The organism is Hoeflea marina (genome assembly GCF_003182275.1).
GTDB classification, from domain to species: Bacteria; Pseudomonadota; Alphaproteobacteria; order Rhizobiales; family Rhizobiaceae; genus Hoeflea; species Hoeflea marina.
Map to the genome: position 1 here is coordinate 115811 of NZ_QGTR01000004.1, position 14877 is coordinate 130687.

15 protein-coding genes are annotated in these 14877 nt (G+C 62.2%); 1 reads left to right on the forward strand and 14 read right to left on the reverse strand.

The window, feature by feature from the left end; genetic code table 11:
* Window positions 1–4 precede the first annotated feature (4 nt).
* Genes DFR52_RS15895 through DFR52_RS15940 form a run of 10 tightly spaced genes read right to left on the reverse strand, consistent with a single transcriptional unit; the run spans window position 5 to window position 8911 of the window.
* Window positions 5–1171, reverse strand: a complete 1167-nt coding sequence (locus tag DFR52_RS15895) for an iron-containing alcohol dehydrogenase (protein ID WP_210205855.1) — start codon at window positions 1169–1171, stop codon at window positions 5–7.
* A 38-nt stretch (window positions 1172–1209) separates the two neighbouring features.
* Window positions 1210–2118, reverse strand: coding sequence for a beta-keto acid cleavage family enzyme (locus DFR52_RS15900; protein ID WP_110032991.1), 909 nt, complete (start codon window positions 2116–2118; stop codon window positions 1210–1212).
* Window positions 2119–2153: 35 nt separating this feature from the next.
* A complete protein-coding gene (locus DFR52_RS15905) occupies window positions 2154–3047 on the reverse strand; it encodes an MBL fold metallo-hydrolase (RefSeq protein ID WP_110032992.1) in 894 nt (297 codons plus the stop codon).
* A gap of 19 nt (window positions 3048–3066) precedes the next feature.
* Window positions 3067–3708 carry a glutathione S-transferase family protein gene (locus tag DFR52_RS15910; protein WP_110032993.1) on the reverse strand — a complete coding sequence of 214 codons (642 nt, stop codon included), beginning with the start codon at window positions 3706–3708 and terminating at the stop codon, window positions 3067–3069.
* Window positions 3705–4520, reverse strand: a complete 816-nt coding sequence (locus DFR52_RS15915; protein ID WP_110032994.1) for an alpha/beta fold hydrolase — start codon at window positions 4518–4520, stop codon at window positions 3705–3707. Before DFR52_RS15915 ends, DFR52_RS15910 begins: the two co-directional genes overlap by 4 nt.
* Before the next feature lie 27 nt (window positions 4521–4547).
* On the reverse strand, window positions 4548–5246 hold the full coding sequence (locus tag DFR52_RS15920; protein ID WP_110032995.1) for an ATP-binding cassette domain-containing protein: 699 nt from the start codon (window positions 5244–5246) through the stop codon (window positions 4548–4550).
* Window position 5247: 1 nt separating this feature from the next.
* Window positions 5248–6009: an ABC transporter ATP-binding protein gene (locus tag DFR52_RS15925; RefSeq protein ID WP_110032996.1), complete on the reverse strand. Its 762-nt coding sequence runs from the start codon at window positions 6007–6009 to the stop codon at window positions 5248–5250.
* A 1-nt stretch (window position 6010) separates the two neighbouring features.
* Window positions 6011–6871: a branched-chain amino acid ABC transporter permease gene (locus DFR52_RS15930; RefSeq protein ID WP_110032997.1), complete on the reverse strand. Its 861-nt coding sequence runs from the start codon at window positions 6869–6871 to the stop codon at window positions 6011–6013.
* 14 nt (window positions 6872–6885) lie between these two features.
* Complete coding sequence (locus DFR52_RS15935) at window positions 6886–7761, reverse strand: branched-chain amino acid ABC transporter permease (RefSeq protein WP_110032998.1); 876 nt, start codon at window positions 7759–7761, stop codon at window positions 6886–6888.
* Between the two features lie 25 nt (window positions 7762–7786).
* On the reverse strand, window positions 7787–8911 hold the full coding sequence (locus DFR52_RS15940; protein ID WP_110032999.1) for an ABC transporter substrate-binding protein: 1125 nt from the start codon (window positions 8909–8911) through the stop codon (window positions 7787–7789).
* A 392-nt stretch (window positions 8912–9303) separates the two neighbouring features.
* On the opposite strand from DFR52_RS15940, the gene DFR52_RS15945 reads away from it, so the two are divergent.
* Window positions 9304–10356, forward strand: coding sequence for a LacI family DNA-binding transcriptional regulator (locus DFR52_RS15945; protein WP_110033000.1), 1053 nt, complete (start codon window positions 9304–9306; stop codon window positions 10354–10356).
* A 30-nt stretch (window positions 10357–10386) separates the two neighbouring features.
* Here DFR52_RS15945 and DFR52_RS15950 read toward each other — a convergent pair whose 3' ends face one another.
* The 4 genes from DFR52_RS15950 to DFR52_RS15965 form a co-directional block, all read right to left on the reverse strand.
* Window positions 10387–11553, reverse strand: coding sequence for an iron-containing alcohol dehydrogenase (locus DFR52_RS15950; RefSeq protein ID WP_210205855.1), 1167 nt, complete (start codon window positions 11551–11553; stop codon window positions 10387–10389).
* A gap of 60 nt (window positions 11554–11613) precedes the next feature.
* Window positions 11614–12597, reverse strand: coding sequence for an aldo/keto reductase (locus tag DFR52_RS15955; RefSeq protein WP_110033001.1), 984 nt, complete (start codon window positions 12595–12597; stop codon window positions 11614–11616).
* Window positions 12598–12677: 80 nt separating this feature from the next.
* A complete protein-coding gene (locus DFR52_RS15960) occupies window positions 12678–13886 on the reverse strand; it encodes a CaiB/BaiF CoA transferase family protein (RefSeq protein WP_110033002.1) in 1209 nt (402 codons plus the stop codon).
* The gene (locus DFR52_RS15965; RefSeq protein WP_110033003.1) at window positions 13886–14872 is read right to left on the reverse strand and encodes a CoA transferase; all 987 of its coding nucleotides are present in this window, start codon (window positions 14870–14872) and stop codon (window positions 13886–13888) included. Before DFR52_RS15965 ends, DFR52_RS15960 begins: the two co-directional genes overlap by 1 nt.
* Between the last annotated feature and the right edge of the window lie 5 nt (window positions 14873–14877).

Consider the following 14877-nt stretch of genomic DNA (forward strand, 5'->3'; position numbering starts at 1 on the left):
GCACTCATGCCGCCGCGCCGGCGGCCTTGAGAATGGCTCGGACTTCGGCGGCGCCGATATCGGCGTTCTCCCCGAGCGGCAGTTGTCCGGCCTCCTCAAGGTGCTGCACGACCTTATCCGGGCTGACGGCCAGTCCCGGCACATCGCGAACCGCGACCGGGCAGTTCATCCGGCGGAAGAAGTCCTCCGTCCGGGCGATCGCCAGGTCGGCGGCAGCCCGGTCGTCGGCTTCGGCCACGCCCCAGACGCGTCGGCCGTAGCGCGCCAGCATGGCGACCTTGTTCGGCATCCGGTTGCGCATCAGATGCGGCATGACCAGCGACAGCGACCTCGCATGGTCGAGGCCGTGCAGGGCGGTCAGCGCATGGCCGATCATGTGCGTCGACCAGTCCTGCGGCACCCCGGCTCCGATCAGGCCGTTGAGCGCCTGGTTGGCCGCCCACATGACGTTCTCCCGCGCCTCGTCGCTGTCCTCCACCAACAGGCGCGGGCCCCATTCGAACAGCACCGCCAGCAGTGCCTCCGAGTAACCGTGCTGCACCGGCGCGTTGACCGGCAGCGTCAGATACTGCTCGAGCACATGGGTGACGGCGTCGACGACGCCGTTCTCCAGTTGCCGGCGCGGCAGCGACTTCATCGTCGACGGATCGAGGATGGCAAAGCGCGGCCGCGCAGCTTCCCGCTTGAACGGCAGCTTCAACCCGCGCGCGGTCCGCGAGATCACCGAGACCGGGTTGCTCTCCGAACCGGTGGCCGGCAGCGTCAGGATGGCGCCGCTCGGCAGCGGCTCCGGCAGGTCTCTCCCGCCCAGCATCCGGTCCCAGGCGTCACCCCCACCGATCGGCGCGGCGCAGGAGAGGAACTTGGCCGCATCGATCACCGAGCCGCCGCCGACGCCGAGGATGAAGGTCACCTTCTCCTCGCGCGCCAGAACGGCCGCCCGCATCACGGTCTCGTATTCCGGATTGGGCTCAATGCCGCCGAATTCGGTGACGACATGACCGGCAAGCGCCTGCCTGATCCGATCATGAACGCCGTTGCGCATGATGCTGCCGCCGCCATAGAGCAGCAGAACCCGCTCTTCCGGCCCGATCTGCGAGGCGAGCTCGTCGATCATCCCCTCCCCGAACAGGATCCGCGTCGGGGTCTCCAGTGTGAAGGTCATCGTCATGGTGTGTCTTCCAGCATCAATCGCTCCGCTGCTCCACTCTACAGTCCGAGGATGGACCGGGCCTCTGTCGGGGTGGCGATATCGATGTTGAGCGCGGACAGGATGCCGGTGATCTTCTCAACCTGGTGGGCGTTTGACCTGAACGGAACACCGGGCCTTTCGAACAGGTTGTCTTCTTGGCCGATGCGAATATGCGTGCCCATCATCGCCCCATACGTGGCTGCCTTGATGTTTCCGGTGCCGGTGCCATGCGTGAAGAGTTCAACAGCATCGCCGAAGAGCCTTTCTGACGTCCGCTTGAGATGCACCAGATGATCGATATCGGACGGAATACCTCCAAGGATTCCGGTGAGAAACTGCAGGATGATCGGACGCTTGACGTTTGGCTTGCGGCGGAGATGGTGGTCGAGAATGTACAGGTGGCCGACATCGTAGCATTCGAACTCCATGCCGATTTCATGCTCCAGCAGAATGTCCATCATCCGGTCGATCGTGGCGAAGCTGTTCTGCGTGACAATCTGATAGCTCTTTTCGCCGAACGCCTCCTGCTCCCAGGTCTGGGCGAACTCGTTGACGCCCTGGTTCCTCGCCTTGTTGAACAGACCATAGTTCATCGAGCCGACGATCACCGTGGCGACATCGGGCTTGAGTGCCAGCACAGCTTCGAGCCGTTCTTCCGCCGTCTTGCCCAACGATGCCGACATGTTGATGATGGCATCGGTCTCGCGGCGGATCGGGGTGATGAACTCCTCCCAGATCGCCGTCTCATTTGTCGGACGACCGTCTGGAAGGCGGGCATGGGCATGGATGATGGCCGCGCCGGCCGCCACGGCCTCGATAGACTGATCCGCGATCTCCTTCGGAGAAACGGGAAGATGGGGCGACATGGACGGCGTGAGCGATGCTCCGGTTACGGCGCAGGTGACGATGGTCTTCTTGGACGACATGGAAATGCTCCTTTCGAGCAGCTTCTGCAGTTGATTCAGTTGAATTGCGGTAGATCCGGCTCGCTCGGCTGGAAGGCGAAGCCGTTATCGGTGCGATTGACATATCCGCAATGCGGTGGACCAAAATGGCATGGCAGGATGAGAGTCCCGGTGTCGGCGACCCGCTCCAGGAATGCCAGGCGTGTCTCGCGGGCTGTTTCGGGGAGGACACAGAATGCGGTATTGAGGTCCGGGTTGGTGATCTGGAGCGGATGATGGAAAAGGTCCGCACAAAAGACGGCCTGTTCGTCCTTGCGACGCAGCCAGTAGTTCATCTGGCCCGGTGTATGACCGGCGGCAGATTCGGCGGTCAGGCAGCCGGCCACCACGTCACCCGGCTCCACGAACCGGGCAAGACCGGCGGCGACAACCGGAAGAACGCTGTCGCCGAATGACGGATCGGCGGCGGGATTCGTTTCATGCAAGGCCTTGAAGTAGTCGAAGTCCCGGCGCGGGATGAAATATTGGGCATTGGGAAAGGCGGGAACCCAGCCTTCGCTGCCCGGGACCGTGTTCCAACCCACATGATCGCCGTGCAGATGGGTCATGACGACATGTGTCACCTGCTCGAACGAGGCATCGGCCGCCGCCAGCCACTGCGGCACAAGACTGTTGAGCATGTTCATTCGAGCAGCTGCACGCGGCTTGAAATTACCTACGCCGGTATCGACCAGAATGACCTTGTCATCGACGTGGACAATCCAGATCTGGATAGCCACCACCAAGCGTTGAAGGTTTTCATACCAGTGGGCATTGCTCAACCAAGACCGATTGAGGTCGATGACGGAAGGGTCAAAGTCGGGATACAAGGCGACAGGGTCATGGGTTGGCGCGAAATACTCAACCAGATTGGTCAGGCGGACGTCACCGATGGTGCGCGTGTAGATCAACAGTTTGCTCCGATCACGGTTAGCGGATTTTCCCGGCCAGTGCGGGGGCATTGTCCTCGAGCCGATTGTCACGGAGCGAGGGGCGAAGGTTGATTTCGCGATGCCAAGCCGACAGCCCCGGCCGGGTGGTGGACCATGCGAGATCCGCAAACCGGAACTCGATGTAGTTCAGCGCCACCGCCAAGCCCAGGGTCCCCAGGGTGACCCCCTCTTCGCGCAGGACCTCGGCTTCGGTGTCCAGATGATCGAGAACGGCGGCGATCTTGATCTCCGAGGATTTGACGACATCACCCCATTGCATCGACTGCGGTTTGGCCAGTTCCACCAGGCGGAGGATCAGGAGATCGATCAGCCCGGTGGCGAGGGCCTGCCGCTGCAGCACGGATATCCGTGCCGGAAAATCAGCAGGCAGAAGATCGGTACGTCCACTCTTCCAGACCAGGAATTCGCAGATGACGCGCGAATCGAAGATGCACCGTCCGCTGTCGTCGATCAGGGTCGGCAGTTTGTTCAGTGGATTGAACGCCATGACTTCCGGGGTGTGGGCGGCGAGGTGAACGGTGTGCAGTTCCAGAACGATGTCAGTTGCCAGGGCGGTCTCCGATGCCACCACCAGCACCTGTCGGACATAGGGAGAGCGAAGCGATCCAAGCAATTTCATGCCGGCACCCGTTCGTTGGCCCGTTCCATGCGATCGAGAAACGCACCGATGTGCCGCGTGATGATCTCCGGCGCCTGATCGGGCACATGATGCGCCGCATCGACCTCGATTACCAAGTGCGCCCCAATCGTCTCGACCACCCGGCGGACATAGGAGGGGGGACGCAACGGATCATGAACGCCAGCCAGGCCGAGCACCGGAACCTTGATGGCTGAAAGCTCCGGAAACAGGTTCGTGGATGCCAGCATGCGGAACAACGCAGCCATGCTGGCCGGATCATTTGCAAGCCAACGTGCACGGAATTCAGCGAAATGCGCCGGGTCGCGCAGACGGAACTGTTCGGGGTATCCCCCATCGAGCGATCCGGCTTCCACAGCCCGCAGCCCCTTTGCGCACAGCGTGGTTCCGCGAGCGATGAGGCCGTCACGGGCATCGGGTTCGGCGTCGATTGCCGGGTTGATCAGGATCAAGGCAGCGGTGCGTTCGGCGTAGTCCAAAGCAAAGCGAAGCGCTATGCCGCCGCCGACGGCGCAGCCGGCCAGCGACACCGGACCGGCGAGATCGAGCGCGTCGAGCAGCGCGGCGATATCGGCCGCCATCTGCCCCAGGCTCACCTCACCGACGATCTTCTCCGACATTCCCGCTCCGCGGGTATCAAAGCGGAGCACGCGTCGTGTTTTCGCCAGTTCCGGCGCCACCCGATCCCACGATTCAAGTGTCCCGCCCATCTCATGGATGAGCACCAGAACCGGCCCTCGGTCCCCAAGAAGTTGATAGCGCAGCGCCACGCCGTTGGCGTCAATCCAGTTCATAAGAGCACCCCATGCCGAGCCGATATTTCAAAAGTAGTTCCAAAGATTGATCTGTTCGGCCTCGGCCTTGCTGCCGTTGAAGACAAGTTTTCCGCTGTTGATGATCATGACATGATCGGCAATCTTCATCGCCGAGGCGATCTTGTGCTCCACCAGGATTGCGGAGATCGACAGCTTCTTGCAGATGTCGGACATCTTTCCGAACAACTCCTCGACGAGATCCGGCTGCAAGCCCACCGACGGTTCCTCCAGGAGCACGCACTTGGGCGAACCAAGCAGTGCCAGCCCGAATGCAAGCATCTGCTGCTGGCCACCGCTCATTTCCCCGGCGATGGTCTTTCGGCGGTCTCTGAGAACGGGCAGCAGATCGTAGACGTCGTCCGCCGATATCTTCGCGCCGTTGGGGTCCCTGTTGCTCTGCGAGACGATCTCGATGCTGTCCTGCACGTTGAGGTCGGGAAAGACGCCTTTCCCCTCGGGCAACAGCCGCAAGCCACGTTTGAGACGGGCACTGACCGTCAGATGTTCAATTCGCTCACCGTCCAGGAGGATTTGCCCCTCCTTCGCGGGCAACAATCCGAGAACGGCTTTCAATGTGGTGGACTTGCCGGCACCGTTGTGACCGAAGAATGCGAGGATCTCCCCGTCGGCTAGGTTGAAGGACACCTTTTCCAGTATCGACTTGTCGCCATAGCCGGCGACCAGATTGCGTGCTTCCAGGGTCATGTCAGGCTCCTGATCCGAAGTAGATCTTGCCGAGGTCCTCGTTGGCGATGATCTCGTCCGGCTTTCCCTTGGCCAGCAGCGTCCCGCGATGGAAGAACAGCACCTCGTCAGCGATCCGCTTGACGATCTTGGTGTTGTGCTCGACGATCAACAGCGTCTTCTGCTGATTTTTCAGGGCGTGAATGAGCTCGACCATGTTGTCGAGCGCGGCGGCCGCCAGGCCGGATGTCGGCTCGTCGAGCAGAAGCAATTCGGCGCCGGTTGCCAGAACCCGTGCAATGCACAGCAACTTCTTCTGGCCGTAACTGATGTTGGCAGCCTGATCGCCCGCCTTGTGGGCTAGACCCACCTGTTCCAGCAGCATCATGGCCGCCTCGCGCTTCCGGCGCAAAACAGCTTGCGTGTGAAACGGTCGGAAGACCGCGGAGAGCGGATCGTTCGCACCGTTGTCGCCGAGGCAGACGATGACATTGTCGAGCAGTGTCATGGTCTCAAACAGCCGCAGATTCTGAAATGTCCGGGCGATCCCGGCTTCAACCCGGTCATGTCGGCTTTCGGCGGTGATGTCCCGCCCCTTGAATTCTATCCGGCCGGTGTCGGCCGGAATGAAGCCGGTGATCACGTTGAAAATGGAAGTCTTTCCCGCGCCGTTCGGCCCGACGACGCAGGTTGTTTCCATCGGCCTGATGGAGAAGCTGCAATCGGTCAACGCGCGGATACCACCGAAACTCTTGTTGACGTTGGAGACGTTGAGATAGGTCATGTTACAGGCTCTTTCCGGCAATGCCTTGCGGACGCCACAGCATGAAGGCAATCAGCAGCAGGCCGTAGATCAGCTGGCGGATCGGCCCCACGAGTGTCGATGGAATGTCGATAAGGGTGAGCGCCTGCGGAATGGCCAGCAGCAGAAAGGGTCCGATGATTGAGCCGGCAAGGGTCCGGGCTCCGCCGACGACCACCATCGTGACCACCAGAACCGAGACATGGATGTCGAAGGATACCGGATCGATAAAGCTGATATAGGCCGCGTACAGAGCGCCGCCGATGCCGGCATAGGCGCCGGACACGGCCGATACGCCGATCTTGGTCTGCAGGACCTTCCGGCCGGATGCGACCACCGCGATTTCGTCCAGTCGGATCGCGTTCAGCATCATCCCATAGGGCGAGCGGAGGATCAGCCAGAAACTCAAGGCGACAAGGCAGAGCGCCAATGTGGACAAGACGGCGAACTGGCTGGCAGTCACAAAGGAATAGCCAAACATGGTGGCGACAGGGATGCCGCTAAGGCCCGACGCTCCGCCGGTGAGTGACGACCAGTTTATGAAGACGGCCGTTGCGACAAGCTGCGTGCCAAATGAGGTGATGATGAAGTAGTCGCCAGCGAGCCTGAGCGAAGGAAGCGAGGAGATGAGATTGACGCCGGCACACACGGCGATGGCGGCCAGCACGGCCAGGGGAAAGGGCACACCCATCATCACGAGAATGCCGGACGTATAGGCGCCAATTCCCATGATTGCCGCCTGGGCGACGGAAAAGATGCCGACGACACCCATCAGCAGATTGGTGGAGAAGGCGACGATGGAGAATATTTCCGCGAGCACCAGAAAGCTAAAGAAGTAATTCATGACCCAATCTCCCCTCAGATCGCGCGACTGAATTTGCGACGCACCAGGCCTTCGGGTCTGATGAGGATGAACAGCACGAAGATGGCGAACACCACGGCAATGCTCCAGCGCCCGGACACAAACGCCACCGAAAGGCTCTGGATGACCGCGAGAACGATCGACATCACGAAGGCGCCGCCCAGGCTGCCGATCCCGCCGGCGATCATGGCAATGACCGCGGTCAGAAGGATGATGAGCGAGGTGTATGGCTGCAGCGCTTGATCGACTCCGACAAGAACGCCCGGAACGGCCACCAGCCCTGATGAGATCGCGATGACGTAGACGAACACGCGCTGCGGGTTGAGGTGGGTGATTTCCGCCAGTCCCGGGTTGGAGGCCACCGCGCGAATGCGTTTGCCCAGCTTGGAATATTTCGAGAAGAGCACCACCGCCGCAAAAAGCCCGACGCTGGACAGGAGAATCAGGATCTGCGGAACGCTGAACCAGACTCCGCCAATGGTAAGGCTGTTCAATCGCCAGGGCAGATCAAACTGCACGATGTTCGGTGTGAAGAAGATGGCAACAATGTTCTGCAGTGTCGTCAGGACACCTATGGACGCGATCAGCTTGACCAGGGGCGACGCGCCCTTGTTTTCCAGCGTCTGATAGAGAGTGACCTGGACGAACATTCCCACCAGCGCTCCACAGAGGATGCTCGCAATCAATGCCAGAATGAAAGGGATACCCAGTCCGGTCAGATACCAGGCGATATAACCGCACAGCGTATAGATGCCGGCATGGGCGACATGAAAGATGCCGGTTGTCGCGTAGAAATAAGCGAAGCTGACCGCCACCAGCCCGATGGCGCATCCCGTAACCACGCCATCGGCTATCAGTTGTACATACAGCATTTGATCAGAGCCTTGAGATTTCAGTTCACTGAGCGGAGGAAGCTGTCGAGGTCGTTATGACCTTTCGTTCCTTGCCCTTGTATTGCTGAATTTCCACCGGCCGCGAGGCCGTGTTGGTATCGAAACGGATGTCAGCGATGGGCGAATTGAAATCCTTGATCTTGAAAATGGCATCGCGAAGGGTGGTTCCGGTCAACGACGCGCCATCCTTGGTGACCAGTCTTGCCGCCTCGATGATGATGTTGGTGGCGTTGAAATACTCACGGGCAAAAAAACCCATGTCCTCCGCATCGAACTGGGTCTTGAACGCCTCGAGGGTCGCATCGTCGGGGTAACCCGACTGGATGGCTGTCTGGTACCAGCCTTCGGTGGATGCATAGCCGAAGAAGGGCCGAGAGAAGGTGTTCCCGATCGCCACGGGAAAGCCCGGCACCTGACCGACCTGATCGGCCATGGTCTCATGGCTTTGGGTAATGGCGATATAGACGAAATCCGGCTTGACGCTTGCGACCTTGAGCAGCGACGAGCGATAGTTTGTCTGGCCGAATTCCACCGGCTCTTCCGCCAGGATCTTGCCGCCAGCGGCCTCGAAGTATTTCTTGAAGTCGTCCCGGCCATCGATGCCGGCGGCGGCATTCTCATAAACGATGGCTGCGTTCTTCCCGATGTTGGCTGTCGCGTACTTGGCCAGCACCTGCGCCTCGTCCTTCACCAGCGGAATGGTGTTGAGCAGGTAAGGGGACGCATTCTCGAGCTTGTCTGTCTGCGCAGCTGGGTTGACGACCAGCAATTCACGGCGTGTGGCCAACGGCGCGATCGCCAGAGAAATCGAAGAGAAAGCGGTGATCATGGCGGGCACGTCCTGAAGGTCGGCCATCCGATTGAAGGCCAGAACAGCCTGGTCTGGCTTGCCCTGACTGTCGTCGAACACGATGCGCACGGGCACGCCGTTGAGCCCGCCCTTGGCGTTGACCTGGTCAATGGCGAATTGCACTCCCTGTTGTTCCTCAATGCCGATCGGGGCCGCGGGCCCCGTCAGCGGCAACAGCGCGCCGAGGACAAGTTCACCGTCCGCGGCCATGGCCCAACCGCTCGCGGCCACCATCATCGTGCCCGCGAAAAGCGCACGCAGAGTTCCTGTCAGTGTCATCGATTTCTCCTCCCTCAAGGTGGCTCAACGAATTTGAACCGGTTCATTTCTGGGCAACAATGCGCATCAGGCAAACTGCTGTCAATGATTTTTTTAAGCCAATATTGCCGAGATGCCCTCTGCCACCAGCCAGAAAGAGCGCGAAAATTAACCTCCACGGGAACAGCAGTATCAGCACGATCTGGATACAATCAGATAAAAAACGGCCAAAATCAATGTTATCCAGCTGACTTCCGGAGCAGATGCATCGAATTCCACCCTAAACCAAGTCAAGACATCTCCAGGTCGGCGGCGGTCAGGAAACTGGCGGAAATGCGCCAGCCCGCTTGAATTATTTTTTGAACCGCTTCATAAAAACGAACTGAAAGCAGGCTCAAAGAACGGGAAAATGCGTGGCAAAGAAAGAACTCCCAGGCGTCGTGCGCAATCCCCGACACCTGCGCAAGGCAACAATCAATGACGTCGCCGCCCTGGCGGGAGTATCGGTGGGGACCGTGTCCAATGTCATCAACGGCCGCGGCAATGTGAGTGAACCTCGGCGCAAGAAGGTCCGCGAAGCGATCGCGACCCTTTCCTTCACTGGCAGCCTCCTTGCAAAGGGCATGCGTGCTCAGCGCTATCCGGTCGTCGGCCTTTGCGTTCCGAACAGCACGTCCTCCAACTTCGTCACGATGACCGACATCCTCGAAGAACACGCCACAGGTGCAAATTTCGAGCTTGTCCAGATCATCACCCGCCACGACCAGCAGCGGGAACATGATCGGATCGAGCGGTTGATCGCCTCGCGGGCGAGCGGTGTCTTGCTGCTGCCAACGCTTCTGGCGGAGCCGGTGCTGGAACTCCTTCACAGCTCCCAAATGCCGACGGTCATCATCAATCGCTTCGTGGCGGATGAGGAACGCTTTGATCAGGTTCTGGTGGATCACAGGAGCGCGTTTGTGGCCGCCACCCGGCAATTGCTCGAATGGGGCCACACCAGGATCATCGTGGCGACCCAATTTCCCAATTTCTCGGTAGTGCGGCAGAATATTGCCGGCATAAACGAGGCCATTGCGGACAGCGGCGCTGACGTCTCCTCTACCATCATGAAATGCGGTACAAACCAGGAAGAATTCAACCGCATGCTCGCCGTAGAACTGAGAGATGCAAGCCGCAAGACGGTCCTCATTGCCAGTTCGAGCCTGTTGTCGGCTTGGAGCATCGAGGCTTTCCGCGACCTCGGCCTCCGTTGCCCTGAGGACATCTCGCTGCTCGCTGCCGAAGAGCCCCACTGGGCGATGGCTGCGTGGCCCAGTCTCTCCTGCATCCAGCAGCCGACACGCGAACTGGGACGAATTGCCTGGGATTTGCTCAGCCGCCGCATGGCGGGCGGAAACGATGCCGCCGTGACCATTCGGTGCGATGCGCGCGTCAATTTTCGGGGATCCGTGTCCCGTTCCACATGATTTGCAGTTTTCCCAAGCCGTTGCACCGATTCATGCCGCCGCGCCGGCGGCCTTGAGAATGGCTCGGACTTCGGCGGCGCCGATATCGGCGTTCTCCCCGAGCGGCAGTTGTCCGGCCTCCTCAAGGTGCTGCACGACCTTATCCGGGCTGACGGCCAGTCCCGGCACATCGCGAACCGCGACCGGGCAGTTCATCCGGCGGAAGAAGTCCTCCGTCCGGGCGATCGCCAGGTCGGCGGCAGCCCGGTCGTCGGCTTCGGCCACGCCCCAGACGCGTCGGCCGTAGCGCGCCAGCATGGCGACCTTGTTCGGCATCCGGTTGCGCATCAGATGCGGCATGACCAGCGACAGCGACCTCGCATGGTCGAGGCCGTGCAGGGCGGTCAGCGCATGGCCGATCATGTGCGTCGACCAGTCCTGCGGCACCCCGGCTCCGATCAGGCCGTTGAGCGCCTGGTTGGCCGCCCACATGACGTTCTCCCGCGCCTCGTCGCTGTCCTCCACCAACAGGCGCGGGCCCCATTCGAACAGCACCGCCAGCAGTGCCTCCGAGTAACCGTGCTGCACCGGCGCGTTGACCGGCAGCGTCAGATACTGCTCGAGCACATGGGTGACGGCGTCGACGACGCCGTTCTCCAGTTGCCGGCGCGGCAGCGACTTCATCGTCGACGGATCGAGGATGGCAAAGCGCGGCCGCGCAGCTTCCCGCTTGAACGGCAGCTTCAACCCGCGCGCGGTCCGCGAGATCACCGAGACCGGGTTGCTCTCCGAACCGGTGGCCGGCAGCGTCAGGATGGCGCCGCTCGGCAGCGGCTCCGGCAGGTCTCTCCCGCCCAGCATCCGGTCCCAGGCGTCACCCCCACCGATCGGCGCGGCGCAGGAGAGGAACTTGGCCGCATCGATCACCGAGCCGCCGCCGACGCCGAGGATGAAGGTCACCTTCTCCTCGCGCGCCAGAACGGCCGCCCGCATCACGGTCTCGTATTCCGGATTGGGCTCAATGCCGCCGAATTCGGTGACGACATGACCGGCAAGCGCCTGCCTGATCCGATCATGAACGCCGTTGCGCATGATGCTGCCGCCGCCATAGAGCAGCAGAACCCGCTCTTCCGGCCCGATCTGCGAGGCGAGCTCGTCGATCATCCCCTCCCCGAACAGGATCCGCGTCGGGGTCTCCAGTGTGAAGGTCATCGTCATGGTGTGTCTTCCCTCGCTGGTCTGGGTCATGCAGGGCGGCGTGTCGGATCGGGCACGCCCTCAGCAGTAACGCTCCGGCCCGCTTGCCTGGCGGTCCGAATAGCGGTCGCCATGGGCAAAGCCCACCGGCAGCAATTCCTCGATGGTGGCAATGTCGGATGCGGTGAGCACCATGTCGGCAGCCGCCACATCCTCCTCGAGATGCTCGGCAGTCCGGGTCCCCGGGATGGGGATCGCGGCGCCGGTTCGATGCAACACCCAGGCGATCGCCAGCGCTGCCGGCGATCGGCCGGTGTCGCGCGCGAAAGCGTTGAATGCCTGGATGCGCTTGAGATTGAGGCTGTAGTTGGGCTCGATGAACCGCGGGCTGGCCTTGCGGAAATCGGTGTCGGCGAAATCCCTCGGATCGGGAATTCTGCCAGTCAGCATGCCGCGCGCCACCGGCGAGAAGGCGACGAAGGCCGTGCCATAGGTCTCGCAGGCCCGGATCAGACCCAGATCGGGCAGCCGCGTCCACAGCGAGTACTCGCTCTGCACCGCCGCAACCGGGTGGATCGCCTGCGCGCGCTCGAGCGTGCCGGGCGAGACTTCCGACAGGCCGATGGCGCCGATCTTGCCTTCCTGCTTGAGGCGGGCAAGCGTTTCCATCACCTCTTCGATGGGGCGGTCGGCTTCGCGGCGGTGTATGTAGAACAACTCGACATGTTCCCGTCCAAGCCGTCGCAGAGAGTCCTCGAGGCTGGAGCGGATATGGGCCTCGGAATTGTCATAGCGCCTGACCGGCTGGTTGATGATCCCCGCCTTGGTCGCGATGACGAATTCATGTCCCGACCGGGCGATGTAGGCGCCAATCGTCTGCTCGGACACGCCATTGCCATAGATATTGGCCGTGTCCAGATGGGTGACGCCCAGGTCGTGGGCGCGCGCCAATGTCCGAAAGCATTCCGCCTCCGTGGTGGGACCGTAGGGGCCGCCAAAGCTCATGCATCCAAGCCCGATGGCGCCCACCATCGGGCCATCCGTTCCCAACTGCCGCTGTTTCACTGCACTCTCCATTCATTCGGTTGCATCGACTCGGTCGATCCGGATCCGGTCCATGGGACTGCTCCGGGCTCGGCCGCCGCTCAGCGGGTGGGCGCTGTTGCCAAAATCCCGTGGGCGACGAGGTCGTTGTACGTGGCTTCGTCCCGTTTGAGGAGATCAATCACGATGCGGCGATTGTCCTGACCCAGCGTCGGCGCCAAACTGCGCACCTGCAGCGGTCGTCCGTCGGTCGACCAGGGCAGGCCCTTGACCGGTGTGCCGTCAGGGCCGAGCACGACGGCAAGGCGATCCTGTGCCGGGTGGTGGGCATCCACCATGTCGGCAGCCGTCAAGGCGATTTCGGCCGCGCAACCCGCGGCGCGCAGCCCGGCGACCGCAATCGCGGCAGGCTGGCTGGCAATCCAGAGTTCCAGCGCGGCGAGCCCGCTGCCGCCCGTCAGGGCGTCGACCCTGGCCGGATCGGTCTTGCGGACCAGGGTTGCCGCGACCCATCGTCCGTCGGCACTGGGGTAGATGCCCTGCCCGCCATGGAGCGCACCGCATTCGCAGGCGCCGCCGGCCGAATCGTTGACGCCGTAGGCGGCCGCAACGAGCTTCTCCCCGATGAGGAACGCCGTCACCTCGCGTTGCGCGATGTCGACATGAAGGGCGCGTCCGCTGCGGCGAGCCTCGAGCACCGTCGCCATGATCATGCCTGCTGCAAACAGCGACACCACCTGGTCCGGATAGTTCAGGGCCTGTCCGCTGATCATCGGCGCTTCGCCCGGATAACGCACCAGATCCGCGAAGCCACTGGAGGCCTCAAGCGTCGATCCGAAGGAAACCGCCGTCGCGTTCGGTCCGGTCGTCCCCTGGCTTGAAACCGAGCCGAGCACGATCCGGCTGTTGGCGCCGCGCAGCACATCGAATCCGAGGCCCAGCCGGTCGAGCACTCCGGCGCGGAAATTCTCGATCACCACATCGCTGATGCGAACCAGGTCAAGCAGCAGTTCCCTGCCCGATTCGGATTTGAGGTCGACGCAGACATCCTGCTTGTTGCGGTTGGTGAACCGGAAATGCGGTGAGCCTTCCCACCACCCGGCCTCGGTGGATTCGCCCGCCCAATGGCGAAAGGGGTCGATATACCCCGGTCCTTCCACCTTGATGACCTCGGCGCCCAGATCCGCAAGCATCGCCGATGTGCTGGCCCCAGCGGTGATGATGCCGAAATCGACGACCCGCAGGCCCTCAAGCGGTAGGTCGCCGCGGCTCTCGTTCGCCGGCGGCGCGCGGTTGACTGCACTGCCCATCAGTTCGTCCCTGCCCAGGTCGCCGGAAGCCGCGTCAGGCCGAAATCCGGACTGGATCGGGCCAGGTCGAGGAAATCGCGCGCCAGCATCTGCGGATCGGTCAGCAGGTCGGCGACGCTGAGCACGGGACCGATCGGAATGGACAGCTCTCGCGCCGCCGCAACGATGTCAGCCCGGCTCTGCGTCCCGGCCCAGACGGAAAAGATCCCGTTGAAGACCTCGATATTCTCGCGCCGGCGGCCGACGGTGGCGAATGCGGCATCGTTGAGCCGGCCGTCGCCGGTCATCTTCGCCAGCTTGGCAACGTCCTTGTCCTGGAACACCAGCGCGATGTAGCCGTCGCGGCACCGCATCGTGGTCCAGTCCTCGGCGCGGCCGATCCCGGCGTGCGGATTGCCCATGTGGCAGGCGAGATAGTGCTTCCAGTTGAGCCAGGTGGCGACATCGACGACCGAAACACAGCTCCGGCCGGCCGGGCGGAGGCCCGTGGACAGCAGCGATGCCATCAGCGCATTGAATGCGGCGATGCCGGCTGAATAGCCGGCCTGATGGCCCGGCAGCGGCAACGGCGGGCGGCCCTCGCTGCCGTAAACGTCAAGCAGGCCGCTGGCTGCCAGAATGGTCAGTTCGCTGTGGGGCCGGTCATCGAGCATCGAGGAGCGGATGAGCACTGCCGCCGGACCTGGCCAGTTCCCGGCCAGCGCGCGGTCATTGGTCACCAGCAGCGCCCGGCGATCATCGACTCGGGCCGACCGGAGCTTACCCCGGTTGAGGAAGGTGGCGACGCTGCTTCGGCCGCCGGGCAGGATCGGCGCCCATGCGTCAAGCGGATCTGGCCCGTCGGGAAGAATCTGGCAGACCTCGGCGCCGAGATCGGCGGCAAGGCGGCCCGCAAAGGCGATCGAGATGCGCGTGACGTCGTCACAATCCGGGCACGGGTACTCTGCGATCCTCGTGCCTGAAAGCGGCCTCGGCGTCATCATCATGTCGG